We start from the raw sequence: 20,978 nt of genomic DNA, 5'->3' as shown, positions 1-20,978 counted from the left end.
TACTTCACCTCCTTCATGAAAGTGTTTACTTCTAACTTTCATTGTTTCACTACATATTATGTGTCAGTGATCATAAAGGTGCCTCTCTATTAATGAATGTATTTCTTTTGTATCAACCCTACCCGCTTACTTCACTTTTCTCGTGTGATTTTATCCTATGAAGGGTACAATCTTATTGTGCATGTTGAAATTTAAATTTTTATTGACATAATCCATAAACATTTAATAAGATGAAAGCATATTTTAATAGTATGATTCATTTAGAAATGAAATTTCATAATAATATGGGGTGATTTTTGTGAACATTGTTGTTCAGAAATTTGGGGGTACCTCCGTTTCAACTAAAGAGCGGAGAACACAAGTAATTAATAAAATTTTGCAAACAAAACAAAAACAGAAAAACATCGTGGTAGTCGTGTCAGCCTTAGGTCGTAAAGGTGATGCCTATGCCACTGATACCTTAAGAAACTTGCTTTTAGAAGAAAATCCGCTTTGTAGTCTTAAAACATTAGATCTACTGATGTCATGTGGTGAAATTATTTCTGCCACCCTTCTAGGCTCAGCATTAGAGGCATTAGGAGAAAAAGTAATTGTTTTAACCGGTGCCCAAGCAGGGATCTTGACTGATGATCATTTTAGTAACGCTGAAATCATTGCTATTGATGAGAAGAGATCACTTTCTTATTTAGAAAAGGATTATATTGTTGTTGTTCCAGGATTTCAAGGGGCCACAGCTTCGGGTGAAGTGACTACCCTAGGTCGAGGCGGTAGCGATACAACAGCCACTGCATTGGCAGTTGCCTTAAATGCAGAGTATGTAGAGATTTATACAGATGTCGATGGCATTATGACAGCTGACCCAAATGTCGTTCCAAGAGCTAGAATTCTAGACCAAGTGAACTACAATGAGGTATTTCAAATGGCTGAAAAGGGTGCCAAGGTCATTCATCCTCGGGCCGTAGAAATTGCTCAAAAAAAGAATATTCCAGTGAATATTCGAAATACCATGTCGGAGCATCCAGGGACTAGAATTCACTCCTTCACAGGTGACAAAGAATCTTTGTACTGTTCCCAACCAAAGAAAAATCTTTTAACAGCCATCACACATAAGGATGGCATTTCACAGGTCTCAGTTCACATGGAAAATAACCTGGCCCACGATAGTTTGTTATTGTCCACCTTGGCGGAGTCTAAAGTAAGCATTGACATGATTAACTTTTTTCTAGACAAAAAAATCTTTACAATTAGTACAGAGCAGATCAATATTGTGCAAATTCAACTTAAGAAGTTGAATTTTTCACATGAAATACGAACACATTGTAGCAAGGTAACCGTTGTTGGTAATCGAATCACAGGGATTCCTGGTGTCATGGCTACCATTGTGGGTGCGTTATCTTCAGAAGATATACAGATTCTACAAAGCTCCGATTCTCATTCAACAATTTCCTGTCTTGTTGATGAATCAGATGCTAAAAAAGCTGTTAATGCACTTCATTCAGCCTTTCATTTAGACTGCTAGGAAACCTCAAAACCCTATTTTATACATCAACAAAAGCAGGCAATAACACACCTCTGTGTGTTATTGCCTGCTTTTTCTTTGTTCTAAGAAGAAAACCAGTTTACTCCTTTTTTTCGTCTGCTAACTTTTCTAATATCATTTTGTATCCATCTGCTCCATAATGTAAACAGCGGTTGATTCTACTTATGGTTGCTGTACTGGCCTTTGTTTTTTCTTCGATATGATTATAGGTTTTACCAGCATTTAAGAGCTTGGCCACCGCAAGCCGTTGAGAAATAGACTGTATTTCTTTAATTGTGCAGATGTCTTCAAAAAAACGATAGCATTCTTCCATGGTTTCAAGCTTTAAAATAGCCTCAAACAAAGAGTCGGCAAATTCATCCTTAATTCTAGATTGATGGGACATACTATTCACCTCAAATTTATAGATTACTTTAATTATTCTACTTTATTCCAGGGAATCCTTTTCTCTTTTGATTTTATTACTTTAAACTTTTTTATTATTTTTGTTGACATACTATGAAAATTATATTATAGTTGTTTTTAAATTGAATATCGATTTATACTCTTATCAAGAGAGGTGGAGGGACTGGCCCGATGAAACCCGGCAACCACGAATTGTTTTTGCAATTCGAAGGTGCTAATTCCAACAACACTTATGTGTTGAAAGATGAGAGAGGACATTACTCTATTTTTTAATGGTGCCTCTTTCATGCGAAAGTGGCTTTTTTATTGCAAAAATACTCTTTTGCTATATGAGTAAAAGTTCTACTATGCACACGGTTCTACTCTTTTTGCTTTATGAAATTAAAACTTTAGCGAGGTGATTGAATGATTCAGTTAAGTAACTTAAGTAAGCTTTACGAATCTAAAGAAGGTAATGTACAAGCATTGAAGGATATTAATTTTACCGTTGAGAAGGGAGATATATTTGGTATCGTTGGTTTGAGTGGAGCAGGTAAATCAACCCTCATACGCTGCATCAATCTACTCGAAAGGCCAACTGTCGGAGAAGTATCTATCGATCACATTGAATTAACGAAACTTACTTCTACCCAACTAAGAAATGTACGTAAAAACATTGGTATGATTTTTCAAAATTATCATCTACTCAGTAGCCGCAACGTATTTCAAAATATTGCTTACCCCCTTGAGCTCATAGGCATGAAAAAATCTGATATCAAGGAAAGGGTGGGACACTTACTTTGCTTAGTGGGGTTAGAAGATAAAGCCAAGCATTATCCATCACAACTAAGTGGTGGTCAACGTCAACGGGTTGCCATCGCCAGGGCCCTAGCAACTAATCCTAAGATATTATTAAGTGATGAGGCCACCTCTGCCCTAGATCCGATCACAAGTAGGAGTATTCTAAATCTCCTGCAGGAAATCAACGAAAAGCTAAACATTACCATTGTATTGATTACACATGAAATGGAGGTCATCAAACAGGTATGTCATCGTGTGGCTGTTCTAAAGGATGGCGAGATTGTTGAAACAGGACTTGTCACAAAAGTTTTTAATGACCCAAGGCATCCGTACACAAACTTATTACTTGGGAGTCGTTCTTCACAAAGGGATCAATCAATCCCTTTAGACTTTTTTAGCAATGTAAAGGTGGGGAATTTATAATGGAAAGATTAATCATGCTACTCATTCCTGCAATCCATCAAACTTTATATATGGTTTCCCTGTCAACATTATTTGCCGTTTTAGTTGGTACACCTTTAGGCATTTTACTTGTTGTCACAAGGAGAGGACATATTATGGAGAATATTGGGATTCATCAAGTTTTATCCTATATTGTTAACATGGGACGCTCCTTTCCCTATATTATTTTAATGATTGCCCTGATTCCCTTTACACGTTTGTTAATCGGAACTTCCATTGGTACCACTGCTACCGTTGTTCCCTTAACTATCGCAACCATTCCATTTTTTTCAAGGGTTATTGAAAATGCTTTGTTGGAGGTTGATAAAGGAGTGATTGAAGCTTCTCAAGCAATGGGAGCCAGTACATTCCAAATCATTTATAAAGTACTCATCCCCGAGAGCATGCCTTCTATTGTTTTAGGAATTACAATTACGATTGTGAACGTCATCGGTTATTCTGCCATGGCAGGTGCTGTTGGAGGGGGGGGATTAGGTGATTTAGCCATTCGTTATGGTTTTCATCGTTATAATAAAGAAGTAATGATCTGGACAGTGGTTCTGCTTATTTTACTAGTTCAAATTGTACAAATTACAGGAAATTATTATTCCAAAAATTTATCTAGGAGGTAGTGAAATGAAAAAACGTTTATTTTTATCAATTATTGGTCTATTACTTATTACGTTGATTGTTGGATGCACCACAAAGGCAAAGGATGAGGTTGTCTCAACAGATGAGGCTCCTGAGACTGTCAAGTTAAGGGTTGGTGCCACACCTGTCCCCCATTCTGAAATTTTAAATTTTATTAAGCCTATTCTATTAGATATGGGCGTCGACTTAGAAATTGTTGAGTTTACAGACTACACAACACCTAATTTAGCTTTACACGATGGCGAAATTGACGCCAACTTTTTTCAGCATGTTCCTTATATGGAGACATTTGCTGAGAATAACAATATTCAACTAAAGGATGTTGCAAAAACCCATGTGGAACCTTTAGGATTATATTCTAAAAAAGTAGATTCCCTAGAAGCATTGCAAGATGGCGCTACCATTGCAATTCCTAATGATCCAACCAATGGCGGGAGAGCACTTTTATTGTTAGCTAATTATGGAGTCATTCAATTAGATGATGACACAGATTTATTAGCTACAGAACATGACATTAGTGAAAACCCTAAAAACTTTAAATTCATTGCCCTTGAAGCGCCACAAATCCCTCGTTCTTTAGATGATGTTGATGCTGCTATTATTAACACTAACTATGCCTTAGAAGCATCCTTAAATCCTGTAAATGATTCCTTGCTTTTGGAGGATTCAAATTCACCCTACGCCAATATTGTAACTATTGTTCCTGGAAATGAATCAGAAGAAAAAATCCAGAAATTGGTTGAAGTACTCACCAGCTCTGCTGTTAGAGATTTTATCCAGAGTGAGTATAAAGGTGCTATTGTGCCCGCTTTTTAACCTTTACTTTGTTTACTCTAACTCAAACCCTCGAATATCTTAGGAATTGTTAATTATATTAAGATTCACCTATACCTAATCAGTTGGAGTGGGAATTATAGAAAAGAACTAAAATCTTTAACTATTCTGTATTAAAAATTTCAAGTGCTTAAATAAAAGAGGTAGTGGGTGTTCAATCATCCCCTGCCTCTTTTTATATAATAACAGCTTTAATTATTTTTAATATTATTAGATAGGCTATCAATTGCCGTTGCTAAATCTTCTCCTACTTGTTTTTGCTCTTGGGCAACATGATGTAAAGATTCAATTTCAGTAGAAACAGCAAATACCTCTTCCTTAATTTTATTTAAAATACTTCCAATCTTTTGTGTAAATTCCTGACTGTTATTGGCAAGCTTTTGAACTTCCTTGGCCACCACGGCAAATCCTTTTCCTTGATCTCCAGCTCTAGCAGCTTCAATAGAAGCATTTAACCCGAGGATGTTAGTTTGCTGTGTGATTTTTTCAATAAATCGAATGATTTGGTCAGTTTCCTTTACATGTTCAATGGTATTTTGAGCAAAGGTATCAAGCACAGCACTTAAATTAGTGGTATTATCAATGCTGTCTTGCATTTTAGCAACCCCTTTTTGTGTCACATGGCTTAAGTGATTAATTTCCTTTAGTTGATTCTCCAACTGCTCCGTTAATCCCTCTTCTGTCTCCACTAAAAGCATCATTAATTGCGCCACATCACTAGCTACTACCCTAGCTCCATTAATATTGTGACGGTCTACTTGCACTTGAACCGCGGGTACTCCAGTCACCTCAATAAGTAAATCCATTTCTTTTTGTAGTAATGCTTCAATACTTGTACTATGGTATATCCCTAGCTCTTGTGCTAATTTCATCCCTGGCGCATCCACATTAATATCCGCAATCCCCACGACCTTTATTTTCTCTAGCTTATTTAAAGACTTGAAAATCGAAGTTCCCCCTGCTCCTGCACCGATAATACCAATTTTCATGTTGTTCACTCCTATCTGATTTGAAGTGAAAACCCGACTTAACTCAAGGGAAGTCCTTTGACTTTCCCTTAAATTATGATCAATTTTACTTCAATGATTGAATTGCTATATTGAATTAGTTCTCCATTAAATCACATTATCCTTTAAAATCTTATATCATTTTTAGATTGTCGCTTTTTTCTCTTTGTTAACATTTCATAAACAAGGTAAATTAGGATATCATTTCATTCTGTAATTTTTCTCTATTAACACATACTGATAGAAGGACTATATCTCAATATCATATTAATCGTGAGGAGGTAAAAAATTGAAACATCATAATAGAGACCGATTCAAAAATTTCAAGCTAAAACTAGATGCCAGTTATTTAGGAAAAAAATATAAAATAACTGAAAATCATCAGCTGGGTTATGTGATGCCATTAGACATGATTCGTAATGTGGATTATTTTGATAGTAGTTTATTCTATGGAGATGAGTTACCCCATATTTTAGGACAAGACACAACAAATGTCGACAATACGACTAAGAAATTTGAATAACTTATAAATGAGGTGAGTTCTTTGAAGGTTGCTATTATGGGGGCTGGTTTATCAGGCTTAAGCTGTGCCATCACGTTAGAACAGCATGGCATCTATCCGGATATTTATGAAAATCGCAGATGTGTTGGTGACCGTTTTATTAATGGTGAAATTGTATTGGATATTCTTAACCGTCCCATTCAAGATTCGGTTGCCTATCTATCAGAAAAACATCATGTTTTCCTACAACCTACTGCCAATATTAAAAAACTTGTTTTAATTTCAGAAAAAAGTCGCGCCACAATAGAAGGTAATCTTGGTTTTTCATCTATTCGGGGTCGTCATCCCTTAGCCTGGGAATCACAATTATCTAAACAAGTCACTTCAAATTTCTTTTTTAATTCAGATTCTACCTATGAGGATCTACTTGCTACATATTCACATGTGATCATGTCTCCTGGGGATGGTTCCTATCCCATGAAACTAGGGAATTACCGCCAGGACTTAACTGTCCGTTTAAAGGGTTCCATCTACCGGGGCTCCTTTGACGTCAACACAGTGTATGCTTGGTTAAATCACGATGTTGCTCCTAAGGGATATGCCTATCTGATTCCATTGTCCCATGAGGAAGCCAATGCAACCATTGCCTTCCCTAACTACCCAGAAAACGAAGTACAAGACTTAGACCAGTTATGGGAGAGGTTCCAGAAACTACTACAAAAGGAGGGATTTTCATCCCTTACACCCGTGGATGAATTCAACGTGACAAATTATATTATTGGCCGTAGTGAGCATGGGCGGATTGGCAATACCTTTTTTACAGGAAACTGTTTTTGTTCCTTGATGCCATTTTTAGGGTTTGGTCAGTTTTCTTCTCTTTTAACCGGTATCTATGCAGCCCAGGATTTAGCAGGTATGGGACAATATGAAAAGCTGTCACATCATCTGATAAAAAGCTATGAAAGTTCCCTGGTATTGCGGAGAGCATTAGAAAAGATGAGCAACCAAGATTATGATTACTTTGTGGGTGCCCTAAATAATCAATTAGGCAATAAACTCTTTACAACCCAAATTAACCTTCTACAGCATCTGAGTACCATACTAAAGCCTTGGATTCGGCTGACAACACCAAAGTAGGGGAGACCTCAGATCACCCCTACTTTGTTTTATACTATTATGATTCAAACTACAATATGACTTGTCCTATATCACGACGATATGTCTTGCCATGGTAGTGAATTTTATCAATATTTTCATACACTTTCTTTTGTGCAACCTTCTGGTTCTCCGCCACCACTGTGACACCTAGTACACGTCCCCCATTGGTGTATAGCTTTCCTTCTCTTTCCACAGTTCCACTGTGAAAAAGTAGTATCTCATCTTCTATTTTTTCTATTCCTGTGATTTCTTTGTTCTTTTCATAGTCCTCAGGATAGCCCTTTGAAGCTAAAACAACACAGAGAGCATAGGCATCCTGCCACTGTATTTCCAGCTCTCCCAACCGCCCAGACTCCACATGCAAAAATATGCTTAATAAATCCGTCTTCAGACAGGGTAAGACGACTTGGGTTTCAGGATCACCAAAGCGCACATTATATTCCAACACCTTTGGTCCCTCATTTGTGAGCATGATCCCCACAAATATAATCCCCCGATAATCCATCTCCTCTGCTTGAATTCCTCCTAGTGTTGGCATCAAGATTTCTTTTTCTACCCTTTTGGCAATTTCTTCTGTATAGAGTAGATTAGGTGCACAAGTCCCCATACCACCGGTATTAGGTCCTCGATTACCTTCAAAAATCTGTTTATGATCCTGGCTGCTAATCATTGGCTTAATGGTTTTCCCATCTACAAAGCATAGAATAGAGACTTCTATTCCTTCCAAAAACTCTTCGATAACAACCCTTTGCCCCGCTTTCCCTAACACGTTCTCTTCTAGCAACAACCGTAGCTGTTCTATGGCTTCACCTTCACTTTGGCAAATGAACACACCCTTACCCCCGGCCAATCCATCTGCTTTAATGACAACAGGAAATGTGTAGTTAGATAATATACTTTTCCCTTCCGCAAGATCAGTCACCTCATGGGACAGTGCCGTAGGAATTTTATACTTTTTGAGAAACGCCTTTGCAAAGGATTTACTTCCCTCCAACTGAGCTGCATGACTACTGGGACCAATGATTTTTAAACCTGATTCTTGAAAGACTTCCACTATTCCTTCCACCAAAGGTGCTTCTGGTCCCACAATTGTTAAATCAATATTTATTTCCCGGGAAAATTCGACGAGTTTCTGTATATCATCAGGATCAATATCAACATTTTTTGCAATTTTACCGATCCCAGGATTGCCTGGGGCACAGAATATTTCCTTTACATCAGGACTTTGGTTGAGCTTCCAGATAATTGCATGCTCACGTCCCCCATTACCAATCACTAAAACCTTCATTAATCAACATCTCCTTCACAATCTATTGGCGTTATTCATAGGCGAAACCCTAGCCTGTGCATTTTTTATTAAATCATTAAGCAAACGATCTATCTAGTGTTTAAAATGCCTCACTCCCGCAAATACCATAGCCATCCCACGTTCATTACAAGCGTCTATAGACTCTTGATCCCTCATGGAACCTCCTGGCTGAATGATACTCTTGATACCGGCCTTTGCCCCGACTTCTACACAATCCTTAAAAGGAAAGAAAGCATCCGAGGCCAATACGCTGCCTTCTAATGGATGAATACAATTTCCAATGGCATTTTCCAATGCCCAAATACGGCTGGTTTGCCCTGGTCCAATGGCCAGGGTTTGTTGATTCCTTACCACAACAATCCCATTTGACTTCGTGTGCTTCACAACTTTATAAGCAAAGAGTAAATCCTCTATTTCTTCAGTAGTGGGCTCCTTCTCAGTGACAGTCTTCAAATTACCAATAAGTCCTGTATTGTATTCTTGTATCAGTAGACCGCCTAATACCTTTTTCATATCCATCTGTCCTTTAGGTTCAGCTAGGATTGATGATAATTCCAACACCCTTAGATTCTTCTTTTGCTTGAATAATACTAAGGCTTCAGGTGTGTAACCCGGGGCGATCACCACCTCTAAAAAGACCTCAAGGAGCTTTGTAGCGGTTTCAGCGTCAATGACTTGATTTGCCGCAATAATACCACCAAACACTGAGGTTGGGTCTGCAGCATAGGCCTTGTCCCATGCTTCGTCAATATTTTTAGCCGAGGCCACTCCACAAGGATTTGTATGCTTTACGGCTACCACGGTAGGCTCTTGGAACTCCTTTAATAAAGCCAATGCACCATTGGCATCATTGATGTTATTAAAGGATAATTCCTTCCCCTGTAGTTGCTTTGCCGAGGCCAGGGTCCCTTCTTCACATCCAATTTCCCTGTAAAAGGCTCCTTTTTGATGAGGATTTTCACCATATCTTAAATCTTGTACCTTTTCATAGGTAACAGTTAACTGTTCTGGAAAGACCAGTTCATCTTTACCTAAATAACCAGCAATCAGTGTGTCATACTGACTTGTATGCTGAAACACCTTTTTTGCTAGTTCATAACGTGTTGTTTCTTCAGTATTTCCCTTTGCTTCAATCTCCTCTAACACGGCATGATAATCCTCCGGGTTCGTTATCACCGTCACATGGCGATAGTTTTTAGCAGCCGCACGTAGCATGGTGGGACCACCAATGTCGATATTTTCAATGGCTTCCTCTAATGTCACATTTTTCTTTTGAATGGTTTCTTTAAATGGATACAAATTAATGACCACTAAATCAATAGGCTTGATCTTCAATTCTTCTAAGGTCTTCATATGACTGTCTTTACTTCGATCAGCAAGAATCCCTCCATGTACCACAGGATGTAGGGTTTTGACTCTTCCCTCTAGGCATTCAGGAAATCCAGTCAACTCTGATACCTCCATCACATCAATTTCCGCTTCTCTTAAAAGCGTAGCAGTCCCACCAGTGGATATAATTTCAATTCCCAGGTGGACTAACTTCCTTGCAAAGGGAATAATCCCCTCTTTATTAGAAACACTAATCAATACACGTTTCATTTGGCTTCACCTCACCATTTATTTTTACCTTATTATTGATCACTTCAATTTTTCCTTCAGCAAAAAGCTTCACGGCCTTAGGCAGTATTTCATGCTCTATCTCTAAAACCCTTTTTTGCAGGGTCAATGCGTCATCCTCAAAATTGACTTCAATGGTTTTCTGTAAAATGATAGGTCCTCCATCGGTGATCTCATTGACAAAGTGAACAGTTGCTCCCGTTACTTTCACTCCCCGATCCAATGCCTCTTCATGGACTTTAATCCCATAATATCCTTTTCCAGAAAAGCTTGGCAGTAGGGATGGGTGAATATTCATCATACGATTTTCATATCTCTCAACAATCCTTCGAGGCACCATGGCTAAATACCCAGCTAACACCATTAGATCAATTGAATGTTCTTCTAATAAATCTAAAAGTCTTTGTTCACGTTCTTCTGCACTAGCATATCTCTTTTTAGATAAAACCACGGTGGGGATATTATATTTTCTAGCTCGTTGTAATCCATAGGCATCTTCTTGACTAGAAACCACTAAAGTGATTTCAGCTAAATCTTCCCAGCTTTGACTGGCTTCGATTAAGGCCTGAAGATTACTTCCTCCACCTGAGATCAGAACTGCTATTTTTATTTTTGACATAGTACCACCTGTTTGCTTCCCCTTACCATTTCACCAATGATGGATGCCTCTTCACCTAACTCTTGTAATAACTGCACTACCTTTTCCCCAGCAGACCTTTCAACCACTACTATCATGCCAATCCCCATATTAAATGTAGAGAACATTTCATCTTGCTCGATTTGTCCTTCTTGTTGAATAAACTGAAAAATCGGAGGTGCCTGCCATGTATCTAAATGAACATTGGCATCGATTCCTTCAGGTAATATCCGGGGAATATTCTCATAAAAACCGCCTCCAGTGACGTGGACCATTCCCTTGATTTTCTCCTGCTGTAATACCTCTAGAATCGGTTTAACATATATTTTAGTTGGTCTGAGAAGGGCCTCTCCTAATGTTTCCCCTAGGCCATCCACATATTGATCCACTGAATATTGTTTGTCTTCAAAGAAGAGCTTCCTAACCAATGAAAATCCGTTGCTATGAACACCACTAGAAGAAATCCCAATCATGATGTCTCCCTGGCTAATTTCTTTTCCCGTAATCAAGTTTTTCTCCTCTACCATTCCAACAGTAAATCCCGCCACATCATATTCACCCTTTTGATAAAATCCTGGCATCTCTGCTGTTTCTCCTCCAATTAGGGCACAACCTGCTTTCTTGCATCCATTGGCAATTCCTTGTACAATTTCTGCTACCACTTCCGCTTTGAGTTTACCTGTTGCAATATAATCCAGAAAAAAGAGGGGTTTGGCTCCTTGGCATAAAATATCATTTACACACATGGCCACACAATCTTCTCCTATTGTATCATGTCGGTTCATCATAAAGGCCAGCTTAAGCTTTGTCCCAACGCCATCGGTCCCTGCAACTAAAATGGGTTTTTCCATCTCCCTTGGATCCAGGGCAAAGAGCCCTCCAAAACCACCGATGTCTCCTAACACACCCTTTGTAAATGTGCTTTTCACTGATTCCTTCATTAGATTCACAGCCCTTTGTCCTTCTTGCACATTGACTCCGGCTTCTTCATAGGTTAACTTAGGCATTGCCATCACCTTCCCATCTCTTAAACATTTTTTCATTAGATGACTCTGGTACTTCGATTGGATAACGTCCATTAAAGCACGCTAAACAAAAATGCTCCTTTGGAAGGCCTGTGGCTTGAACCAAACCCTCAACACTAATATATCTTAAGCTATCGGCACCAATTTTACGGCAAATTTCATCTACAGTATGGGTGGCTCCTACTAATTTTTCACGATCTGGGGTATCAATACCAAAGTAGCAGCTATAGGCCACCGGTGGGGAACTGATTCGCATATGAACCTCCTTGGCTCCTGCATTTTTCAGCATCCTAACGATTCGTTGACTTGTTGTGCCCCTCACAATGGAGTCATCCACAAGAATAATTCTCTTTCCCTGGATGTTACTACGGACAGGACTGAGCTTCAAGTTAACAGCAGCTTCTCGTGTAGCTTGATCTGGTTGAATAAATGTTCGACCTACATATCTATTTTTAATCAATCCTTCAACAAATGGAATGCCTGAGGCTTTAGAATATCCCAAGGCAGCAGCAATAGATGAATCTGGAACTGCAATGACAATGTCTGCCTCAACGGGGTGCTCCTTTGCTAACATTTTTCCGGTTTCAATTCTTGCTTCATAGACATGTACCCCATCAATTTGGCTGTCAGGACGGGCAAAATAGACATACTCGAAAATACAGGAAGCCCTACTTTTTTCCTTGGCAATGCGATGACTTTCAACCTGATCTCCATTGATCAATACCATCTCTCCCGGTTCAATATCCCGTATCAAAGTGGCCCCTATGGTCTCTAAAGCACAGCTTTCAGATGCTAGCACATAGCCCTCATCCTTTTTTCCTAAACAAAGGGGTCTTAATCCCAAGGGATCTCTAACACCAATCAAACTCTTATCTGTCATCATCACAAGGGCATAGGCTCCCTTGATCAAATCCATGGTTCTTTCAATGGCCTCCACGATTCCATCTCGACTATAACGGGCAATAAGGTTCACAATCACCTCACTGTCTATTGTTGTCTGAAATATAACCCCATCTTCTTCTAGCTTTTTTCTCAGAAGAGCTGCATTGACTAGGTTCCCATTGTGGGCCAGGGCAATACTCCCCCCTCGATACTTCGCCACTAGGGGCTGTGCATTGACTGCTTGACTTTCTCCCGCTGTGGAGTAGCGTACATGTCCAATCCCAATGGTTCCAGGTAGTCTTTTTAAATCCTCTTCATTGAAAACCTCTGGCACCAAACCCATTCCCTTATGACAACGGGTCTGTTTGCCATCTGTTGTTGCAATTCCAGCACTCTCTTGCCCCCGATGTTGTAGGGCATAAAGTCCGTAATACAGTTGCTTTGCTAAATGCTTTTCATCTCTATTAAAGATCCCGATCACACCACATTCTTCTCTTAATCGATCTTCATGGACTCCATTAAACATTGCAATGCCCCTCTCCATATTTCTTCCAGTTCTCCAATAGACTCCTTGACCACAACATTTCCATTGATCTGCATTTGCAGCTCATTTCCTATTACAGTTCCCAATTGCTCATGGGGAATGTTTGATTGTTTTAGTCTTTCCTGTACTGTTTCTAAATGTTCTGGCTTTATTGTCATTAAAAATCGCGATTGGCTCTCACTAAATAAGACAATGTCATTTCTGAGCTCAGTGTTGACTTCAACCCTTGCTCCTATCCCCCCAGCAATGGCACATTCTGCCACCCCAACTGCTAAACCACCCTCACTTAGATCATGGGCTGATTGTACAAGATCACCTTGGATTAATGCCAATACCTCTTTTTGTAATCGTTTCTCTAAGGATAAATTCAAATGAGGAATCTTTCCTTTTTCCTGACCATGAATAGAAGCCAAATATTCACTGCCACCAATCTCAGCCTTTGTTTGGCCTAATAGTACTATGATGTCTCCCGCTTCTTTAAATGCCATGGTGCATGTCTTCGATATATCCTCTATGAGCCCCACCATTCCCACGATTGGTGTGGGGTGAATGCTTCCTTTTTCAGTTTGGTTATAGAAACTCACATTGCCACTTATGACTGGTGTATCCATTTCACGGCAGGCTTCACTAAGTCCTAGAACACTTTCTCTAAACTGCCAGTATCCTTCAGGTGTCTCTGGACTTCCAAAATTCAATCCATCTGTAATGGCAATGGGTTTCCCCCCACTGCATACGATGTTTCGAGCTGCTTCTACTACAGCGATTTTGCTTCCTTCCCGTGGGTCCAAATAGCAATATCGACTGTTACAGTCCGTTGTTAGGGCGATTCCTTTTTTAGTACCACGTATTCTTAAGACCGCAGCATCGGATCCCGGCTTTATCACTGTATTTGTTCTCACCATATGATCATATTGTCGATAAATCCACTCTTTGCTTGCAATATTTGGCGAGGCTAATAGCTTACGGAGTGTACTTGAGAGATCCCTAGGCTCTGGAATTGATTCTATGTCTAGTTTTTGTAGCTCTGCTAAATCAGCTGGTGGTGCGTAATCTGGTTCATATCTTGGTGCCCCTGAAGAATCTAGACTCTCGGCCGGTATTTCTCCCACCACTTTGTCTCCTTCAAATATTCTTAATTTATCATCATTGGTGACTCGGCCAATGATCACAGAGTGTAATCCCCACTTTTTCACAATTTCATTGACTTCTTCTTCTCTGCCACGTTCTACGATTAAGAGCATTCGCTCCTGAGACTCAGAAATCATCACTTCTACCGGTACCATCCCTGTCTCTCTCCTTGGTACTTTTAATACATCAATTTCCATGCCCCCTTCTCCACGGGTAGCTGTTTCGCAGCAGGCAGAGACTAATCCCGCAGCCCCTAGATCTTGAATGCCAATAATGGATCCTGTTTTTAATAGCTCTAGGCAAGCTTCCAACAATAATTTCTCCATGAAGGGATCCCCTACCTGAACTGCTGCTCTTTTTTCCTCAGATTCCTCTGTTAATGTGGCAGAAGCAAAGCTAGCACCGCCAATACCATCTCTTCCCGTAGCCGCCCCTACATACATAATGGAATTTCCCACTCCCGATGCAGTTCCACGATGAATGGCATCATGTTCTATCAGCCCGACACACATGGCATTGACCAGGGGATTTCCTCTATAGGATTGATTAAAGTACACTTCTCCTCCCACCGTAGGGATGCCCATACAATTCCCATATCCAGCGATTCCTTCCACAACGCCCTCTAGTAAATACTTCACCCTTGCATCTCCCTCTAACTCACCGAATCTCAAGGAGTTTAAAAGTGCAATGGGTCTTGCTCCCATGGCAAATATGTCTCGGATGATTCCCCCCACTCCAGTGGCAGCCCCTTGATAGGGCTCAATTGCCGAAGGATGATTATGGCTTTCTATTTTCATGGCAATGGCTAATCCATCCCCAATATCGACAATACCAGCATTTTCTCCAGGTCCCTGCAATACACTTGGCCCTGAGGTTGGAAAATGCTTAAACATTGATCTTGAATGCTTATAGCTACAATGCTCTGACCACATGACCCCATATAAGTTCAATTCCAGCTCATTGGGCTCTCTCCCTAGCATTTCAACGATTCCCTCATATTCCTTTGCCTTTAAGCCCACTGCTTCATATTGATTAGTCATTATTTTTCCCTCCCTCTAGGTAATGCATGATTGATTGGAAAAATTTCTTGCCATCTACATTGCCTAATAGTGCTTCCGATGCCCGTTCAGGATGAGGCATCAACCCCATTACATTTTTTCCTTCATTACAGATTCCTGCAATATCCCCCGTGGATCCATTAGGATTTTCACCGTAGGTAAAGAGGATTTGTCCCTTTGTTTTCATTTCTGCTAGTGTGACCTCATCCACCACATAATTTCCTTCTCCATGGGCAATTGGAATCTGTATCACTTCACCCTTTTGATATTGATTGGTAAAGGGACTATTTGCTTCCGTTACCTTTAAAGGCGTTGTATCACAAATAAACTTCAACCCCTTATTACGAACCAATGCCCCGGGCAATAATCCTGCTTCAGTTAGGATTTGAAATCCGTTACAGATCCCCACAACTAAACCACCTGCATGGGCATAGACCTTGACCCCTTCCATTACCTTAGAAAATTGTGCCACCGCCCCACATCGTAAATAGTCGCCATAGGAAAATCCACCAGGTAAAATAATACAATCAAAACCTTCTTTAAGCTCTTCCTCATGCCATATATATTCAACTTCCTGCTGAAGTTCATCCTTTAACACATAGTAACAATCAATATCACAATTAGATCCTGGAAAAACAACAATTCCAAAACGCATTTTTAGCCCTCCCTTAGTCTACCCATTCATATCGATAATTTTCAATTACTGGATTGGTTAATAACTTCTTACACATCTCTTGAAGCTGCTTTTCAGCCTCCTCCTTAGAAATATCTCCTAAGACCACTTCAATTAACTTTCCGATTCGAACATCCTCCACATTCTTATAATCCAGTTGCTTTAAGGCACCATGGATGGCATTCCCCTGTGGATCTGCAATACTATCCTTCAAAGTCACAAATATATTTACCTTCATTATTAACGCCTCCTTATTTTAATCTTCTTAGTATTTCCTCATAGGCTTCCTTGACATTTCCTAAATCCCTTCTAAATCGATCCTTATCTAATTTCTCATTGGTGTGAACATCCCATAGCCGACAAGTGTCAGGTGACACTTCATCTGCTAAAATAACCATTCCTTTATATAATCCAAACTCTAGCTTGAAATCCACTAGCTTTAGGTCCTTGGTTAGGAAAAATTCCTTTAGTATTTCATTTATCTGAAATGTCATGGCTTTAATGCTTTCAATTTCTTCTTTAGTTGCAAATCCCAATGCTTCGATGTGATATTCGTTGATCAAAGGATCTCCTAGCTCATCATTTTTATAGCAAAACTCTAACACCGTTGATTTTAAAACATGTCCTTCTTCAATACCCAGTCTTTTTGCCATGGAACCTGCTGCAATGTTTCTAATGATGACCTCCACTGGAAGTATCTTGACGGACTTCACAAGCATCTCTCGTTCACTTAAAAGCTTAACAAAGTGATTTTCAATTCCCATTGTTGTAAGCATTTCAAAAATAATGGCTGACATTTGATTGTTGACAATACCCTTTGTTTCAATTGTCCCCTTTTTTTCACCATTAAAGGCTGTTGCATCATCCTTATATTCAACAATGACTTGATCTACATTTTGTGTTCCGTAGACTTTTTTTGCCTTTCCTTCATAAAGCATCTCTAACTTTTCCAATTGTTCCATGCCGACACCCCTTTACAAAGTATACTCTCGATAACCGACTTCTTCTAGGCGATTTGCCTTGTCTTGAACCATTTTTTCTAGTTCAACTCTATATCTTTTTAAGTTTTTCCTGATGTTTTCATCCTGTAAAGCAATAATTTGTGCTGCCAAAATCCCTGCATTTTTTGCACCGTCGATGGCAACTGTGGCCACGGGGATTCCAGGAGGCATCTGTACAATGGAATGTAGGGAATCGACACCATTTAATGACTTGCTTTTCACAGGAACACCGATGACTGGTAACGTAGTTAGCGCTGCCACCATGCCCGGAAGATGGGCTGCCCCTCCTGCTCCTGCAATAATCACTTGAATCTCTCGTCCCTCTGCCTCCTGTGCAAATTCAATCATTCCATGAGGGGTTCTATGGGCAGACACGATACGACATTCAAAGGAAACCTCAAGATATTCTAATATCTCAGCCGCCTCTTTCATCACATGCAAGTCAGAATCACTTCCCATAATAATACTCACCACTGGATCTAACATAGACAAACCTCCTATCATTTCCTCTTATTTGAAAAAATTACTTATATTATCTATAAACAATTAAAACTCTATAAGATGTAAAGACAACCCAAACTTTAATCATTCTTGTCCTGAGACACCACCCTCAAAAGCTTTCTCACATCCACTGCCTTTTCCATGGCCTCATCAATACTACTTCCCAATATGGTTACATGCCCCATTTTCCGTTGTGGAGAAGTCTCTGTCTTTCCATAATAGTGTAGAAACACCCCAGGGATTTTCAATACTTCAGCTACCCCAATCATTTTAGCTGGGCCCCTTTGTTTGTTTTCTCCTAGTAGATTAACCATAACACCTGAGCTCAGTAGTCCCACATCCCCTAAGGGAAGTCCTAAAAGACAACGTAACTGTTGAGCAAATTGAGAGGTGACGCAGGCTTCTATGGTGAAATGTCCAGAGTTATGAGTCCGTGGCGCAATTTCATTGACTAAAACACGTTCGTCTTTGTCTATAAACATTTCGACACAAAATACCCCTACACCTTTTAGCATTTCCATGGTCTTCATAGCCACTTCTTTAGCTTGGTCTTCTGCCCTTTGACTAATCTGAGCCGGAAATATGGTTGTATTCAAAATGTTGTCTACATGAATGTTCTCCGCCATTGGGAATACCTTTATTTCCCCATTTATGCCCCTAGCCACAATGGCCGAAATCTCTTTCTCAAAGGGAACAAAGGCTTCCACCATTAGATCAGCTTGTCCATTACCTAGGCTTTTATATGCCAATTCCACTTCATCCAGATCATTGATCAAGTAGTTTCCCTTCCCATCATATCCACCTCGACAGCTTTTCAATAGGATTGGTAGCTGGAAATCCTCAATGGCTTCGTAAATGTCCCCTATGCTATACACTTTTTTGAAATCTCCTACAGGAATGTCATTGTCCCTTAGTCGTTTTTTTTGCTCATATTTGTCCTGAATGACCTTTAAAATTTGGGGAGCCGGTTCAATCATATAACCCTTCTCCTGGAGGGAGATCAATACATCGGCATCGATATGTTCAAACTCATAGGTCAATATATGACAACTCTCTGCTAAGGCTTCAATCTTCTCCTGATCATAGAAGTCTGCAACAATCTGTTCATCTGCAATGGGGGCCGCTGGGCAATGAGAGTCCGGATCTAATATAATAAACTGTAGACCCATTTTTTGCCCCTCTAGGATCATCATTTTTCCTAGCTGACCACCACCGATTATCCCTATTTTAATGTGATTAATGTCATTTTCTAGCATTTTCCCCCTCCTTCTATTGAACTTTTGTGAAAGAAAAGCAGCTAAGAACACTTAGCTGCCATTAATTAATGTAGTAACAAAAAAATCTCAGTATGATTAAAAATACCAGTAGATGTACTGTGGGATGTACACCCTCTGGTTTCTCTACAGTTGGTTTGATGTTCTTTTAGTTTCAAGATTCTTTCTAAATCCCATGTAGATGTTTGTATTCTGTTCATTGGATGCCATCCTCCCCTTATGTGAAAAACGGATATGTACTCATTTTTTATTATTTAGGAATATGCGATTTCTTATGCAATAAGTTTACTAGCAATAAAAAAATACACATAGAAAAACCCAGTCGGATAGGTTTTCTTTCGAAGTGAAACCTATCCGCCTGGGCTTTTATCCCTTCGGTGTCGCATATGATATGCTTGTACCGCTCGGACCTGCTTCTTCTCTCATGTATCATATAAGAAGAACGGAACCCTAGGTACACTTTCACTCATAGTAGAATCATTTTCGGTGATCCTGTAGAAACTGTCGAACCCTATTATCGACATTATATGAGTCTTCAATTTTCGACTGAGCTAATTACAACTTAATGATACCAAATCGAATTTAAAAGGTCAATAGAAAATCGAATATTATTTTGTTATTTTATTATTTCATATGACTTAATGCGTATGTTCAATCGATTTAACGGTTTAATAATTCGTTTTAATGCCTACTCCCATTCCACAGTTGCTGGAGGCTTCGACGTAATACATAGACAATACGGTTGGCTCCCTGGACTTCGTTCACAATCCGTCTAGACATATTTTCTAAAACCTCAAAGGGGATTCGAGCCCAATCAGCGGTCATGGCATCTGAGCTTGTAATGGCATGAATGGCAATTGAGGTTCTTTCGTCTCCCATGGCCCCAACACTCATAATATTCGGTAATACGGCGAAGTATTGATTGATAGAGTTTATCAAAGGTGTCTACGATTTTTAAGTAGACTACGGTTTAGATATATCAGTTTGTTTCTTTTCAACATGAGATAGTTGATAGCTATATACACAGTAGCACTATAAATACGGTTCTAACCACGCTTATGTATTCCTACTGCGATGTGTAATGAATAGACCATATCCATTGGTGTATATTAACTAGTATTATGCCTACTCGCACATGGAATAAGTAGTAGGCTATTCTGTTCTATTTTTGCTCAAGTGAGTATACCACCATACTTCTAGTTGCATTACCTCACTTCCTTATAACAAATCTATAATCCCTTTAGTCAACATAAGCTTTCCCTTGTTCAATAATATCTTTAAGTCTAACATCAGCAATACCACTTATTTTAGTTAAATCATTAATTGAAGTAAATGGCCTTAACTCTACTAATTGCTTTGACCTCACTTCATTAATATGAATTATTTCTTGTAATTCTTGTAGACTTGCAGTATTGATATTAATCCGCCCTAAATATATTGGTGCTGGTTCAGGTGTTGGTTGTGGCGTTGGTTCTTTTATATTCTCACCAGTCGTAATAATTACAGTTCTTGTTGTTCCGTCCCAATCAACATTAGCTCCTAAGCTTTCAGCAATAAAACGTGTAGGAACGACAGTACGTCCATTAACTGAGGTAGCAGGAACTTGTAGGGTTATGTTCGTACCATTTACAGTGGCAGTGCTATTTCCTAGTTGTAGCCTTACGACAGTAGAATCTTTGGTTCCAGTTATAGTCCTAGTGGAGTCCTCCCAATCTACTTTAGCACCTAGTGCTTCAAATATTGCTCTTAAAGGTACTAACGTTCTCCCCTTTTCAACAACTGGTGGTTGTTCAAAATTTAAATATGTGTTATTTATCGTTACTTTGATATCCGATGCAAAGACACTGGTTGTCATAGCAAGACTTAATAATAAAATTGTAACGACTAAAAGAATTAATTTTTTCGACTTTTTCACAGACTTACACACCCCTTCTTAGTTATATTTACATCTTATACAATCATTTCTGCTTAGATTGTCGAAATTTGAAGCTATCAAGAAATAAAGCTATTG

21 protein-coding genes, 1 pseudogene and 2 riboswitches are annotated in these 20,978 nt (G+C 39.3%); of the genes and pseudogenes, 6 read left to right on the top strand and 16 right to left on the bottom strand.

All coding sequences use genetic code 11. The annotated features are described in order from the left end of the window. Positions 1-298 precede the first annotated feature (298 nt). Entirely contained in the window at positions 299-1,519 is a 1,221-nt protein-coding gene (gene dapG / locus AMET_RS04610) for an aspartate kinase (protein ID WP_012062197.1), read from the top strand. Positions 1,520-1,619: 100 nt separating this feature from the next. Here the strand turns inward: dapG and AMET_RS04605 are convergent, their stop codons facing one another. Further along, complete coding sequence (locus AMET_RS04605) at positions 1,620-1,925, bottom strand: YerC/YecD family TrpR-related protein (RefSeq protein ID WP_012062196.1); 306 nt, start codon at positions 1,923-1,925, stop codon at positions 1,620-1,622. Positions 1,926-2,084: 159 nt separating this feature from the next. Beyond that, a riboswitch (SAM riboswitch) is annotated at positions 2,085-2,196 on the top strand. Positions 2,197-2,350: 154 nt separating this feature from the next. Between AMET_RS04605 and AMET_RS04600 the strand changes: the two genes are divergently transcribed. From AMET_RS04600 to AMET_RS04590, 3 genes are read left to right on the top strand one after another with little or no spacing between them, the layout of a single operon-like run. Next, on the top strand, positions 2,351-3,148 hold the full coding sequence (locus tag AMET_RS04600; RefSeq protein ID WP_012062194.1) for a methionine ABC transporter ATP-binding protein: 798 nt from the start codon (positions 2,351-2,353) through the stop codon (positions 3,146-3,148). Then, on the top strand, positions 3,148-3,798 hold the full coding sequence (locus tag AMET_RS04595) for a methionine ABC transporter permease (RefSeq protein WP_012062193.1): 651 nt from the start codon (positions 3,148-3,150) through the stop codon (positions 3,796-3,798). Before AMET_RS04600 ends, AMET_RS04595 begins: the two co-directional genes overlap by 1 nt. 4 nt (positions 3,799-3,802) lie before the next feature. Then, the gene (locus tag AMET_RS04590; RefSeq protein WP_012062192.1) at positions 3,803-4,633 is read left to right on the top strand and encodes a MetQ/NlpA family ABC transporter substrate-binding protein; all 831 of its coding nucleotides are present in this window, start codon (positions 3,803-3,805) and stop codon (positions 4,631-4,633) included. A 209-nt stretch (positions 4,634-4,842) separates the two neighbouring features. On the opposite strand, the gene AMET_RS04585 is transcribed toward AMET_RS04590, so the two are convergent. Beyond that, a complete protein-coding gene (locus AMET_RS04585; RefSeq protein ID WP_012062191.1) occupies positions 4,843-5,640 on the bottom strand; it encodes a methyl-accepting chemotaxis protein in 798 nt (265 codons plus the stop codon). Positions 5,641-5,947: 307 nt separating this feature from the next. Here AMET_RS04585 and AMET_RS04580 point away from each other — a divergent pair, with 307 nt between their 5' ends. After that, complete coding sequence (locus tag AMET_RS04580) at positions 5,948-6,181, top strand: hypothetical protein (protein ID WP_012062190.1); 234 nt, start codon at positions 5,948-5,950, stop codon at positions 6,179-6,181. 21 nt (positions 6,182-6,202) lie between these two features. After that, positions 6,203-7,297, top strand: a complete 1,095-nt coding sequence (locus AMET_RS04575; protein ID WP_012062189.1) for an NAD(P)-binding protein — start codon at positions 6,203-6,205, stop codon at positions 7,295-7,297. Positions 7,298-7,346: 49 nt separating this feature from the next. Here AMET_RS04575 and purD read toward each other — a convergent pair whose 3' ends face one another. The 14 genes and pseudogenes from purD to AMET_RS24140 all read right to left on the bottom strand — a co-directional run bounded on the left by purD (position 7,347) and on the right by AMET_RS24140 (position 20,882). Then, the gene (gene purD / locus AMET_RS04570) at positions 7,347-8,606 is read right to left on the bottom strand and encodes a phosphoribosylamine--glycine ligase (RefSeq protein ID WP_012062188.1); all 1,260 of its coding nucleotides are present in this window, start codon (positions 8,604-8,606) and stop codon (positions 7,347-7,349) included. Between the two features lie 93 nt (positions 8,607-8,699). Next, positions 8,700-10,226 carry a bifunctional phosphoribosylaminoimidazolecarboxamide formyltransferase/IMP cyclohydrolase gene (gene purH / locus AMET_RS04565; protein ID WP_012062187.1) on the bottom strand — a complete coding sequence of 509 codons (1,527 nt, stop codon included), beginning with the start codon at positions 10,224-10,226 and terminating at the stop codon, positions 8,700-8,702. After that, complete coding sequence (purN, locus tag AMET_RS04560) at positions 10,207-10,863, bottom strand: phosphoribosylglycinamide formyltransferase (RefSeq protein WP_012062186.1); 657 nt, start codon at positions 10,861-10,863, stop codon at positions 10,207-10,209. The genes purH and purN overlap by 20 nt, the downstream gene beginning before the upstream one ends. Further along, a complete protein-coding gene (purM, locus tag AMET_RS04555) occupies positions 10,851-11,894 on the bottom strand; it encodes a phosphoribosylformylglycinamidine cyclo-ligase (protein ID WP_012062185.1) in 1,044 nt (347 codons plus the stop codon). The genes purN and purM overlap by 13 nt, the downstream gene beginning before the upstream one ends. Beyond that, positions 11,881-13,332, bottom strand: a complete 1,452-nt coding sequence (purF, locus tag AMET_RS04550; protein ID WP_198135390.1) for an amidophosphoribosyltransferase — start codon at positions 13,330-13,332, stop codon at positions 11,881-11,883. Before purF ends, purM begins: the two co-directional genes overlap by 14 nt. Continuing rightward, positions 13,284-15,500 carry a phosphoribosylformylglycinamidine synthase subunit PurL gene (gene purL, locus AMET_RS04545; RefSeq protein WP_012062183.1) on the bottom strand — a complete coding sequence of 739 codons (2,217 nt, stop codon included), beginning with the start codon at positions 15,498-15,500 and terminating at the stop codon, positions 13,284-13,286. The genes purF and purL overlap by 49 nt, the downstream gene beginning before the upstream one ends. After that, on the bottom strand, positions 15,493-16,173 hold the full coding sequence (gene purQ / locus AMET_RS04540; protein WP_012062182.1) for a phosphoribosylformylglycinamidine synthase subunit PurQ: 681 nt from the start codon (positions 16,171-16,173) through the stop codon (positions 15,493-15,495). The genes purL and purQ overlap by 8 nt, the downstream gene beginning before the upstream one ends. 13 nt (positions 16,174-16,186) lie before the next feature. After that, the gene (purS, locus tag AMET_RS04535; RefSeq protein WP_012062181.1) at positions 16,187-16,429 is read right to left on the bottom strand and encodes a phosphoribosylformylglycinamidine synthase subunit PurS; all 243 of its coding nucleotides are present in this window, start codon (positions 16,427-16,429) and stop codon (positions 16,187-16,189) included. A 13-nt stretch (positions 16,430-16,442) separates the two neighbouring features. After that, positions 16,443-17,153: a phosphoribosylaminoimidazolesuccinocarboxamide synthase gene (gene purC, locus AMET_RS04530; RefSeq protein ID WP_012062180.1), complete on the bottom strand. Its 711-nt coding sequence runs from the start codon at positions 17,151-17,153 to the stop codon at positions 16,443-16,445. 12 nt (positions 17,154-17,165) lie between these two features. Next, positions 17,166-17,678, bottom strand: a complete 513-nt coding sequence (purE, locus tag AMET_RS04525) for a 5-(carboxyamino)imidazole ribonucleotide mutase (RefSeq protein ID WP_012062179.1) — start codon at positions 17,676-17,678, stop codon at positions 17,166-17,168. Positions 17,679-17,773: 95 nt separating this feature from the next. Next, a complete protein-coding gene (locus tag AMET_RS04520; RefSeq protein WP_012062178.1) occupies positions 17,774-18,949 on the bottom strand; it encodes a 5-(carboxyamino)imidazole ribonucleotide synthase in 1,176 nt (391 codons plus the stop codon). A 65-nt stretch (positions 18,950-19,014) separates the two neighbouring features. Beyond that, complete coding sequence (locus tag AMET_RS25545) at positions 19,015-19,167, bottom strand: hypothetical protein (RefSeq protein WP_157047152.1); 153 nt, start codon at positions 19,165-19,167, stop codon at positions 19,015-19,017. A 249-nt stretch (positions 19,168-19,416) separates the two neighbouring features. Further along, positions 19,417-19,518: riboswitch (purine riboswitch) on the bottom strand. A gap of 137 nt (positions 19,519-19,655) precedes the next feature. Then, positions 19,656-19,906: pseudogene (locus tag AMET_RS04515) on the bottom strand (GMP synthase (glutamine-hydrolyzing)); the annotation flags it as partial. Positions 19,907-20,207: 301 nt separating this feature from the next. Then, positions 20,208-20,882 carry a stalk domain-containing protein gene (locus tag AMET_RS24140; protein WP_012062177.1) on the bottom strand — a complete coding sequence of 225 codons (675 nt, stop codon included), beginning with the start codon at positions 20,880-20,882 and terminating at the stop codon, positions 20,208-20,210. Positions 20,883-20,978 lie beyond the last annotated feature (96 nt).

The organism is Alkaliphilus metalliredigens QYMF (assembly GCF_000016985.1).
Taxonomy (GTDB): Bacteria; Bacillota; Clostridia; order Peptostreptococcales; family Natronincolaceae; genus Alkaliphilus_A; species Alkaliphilus_A metalliredigens.
Note: the sequence above shows the minus strand (reverse complement) of the source record. Positions and strands in the feature narration are given on the sequence as shown.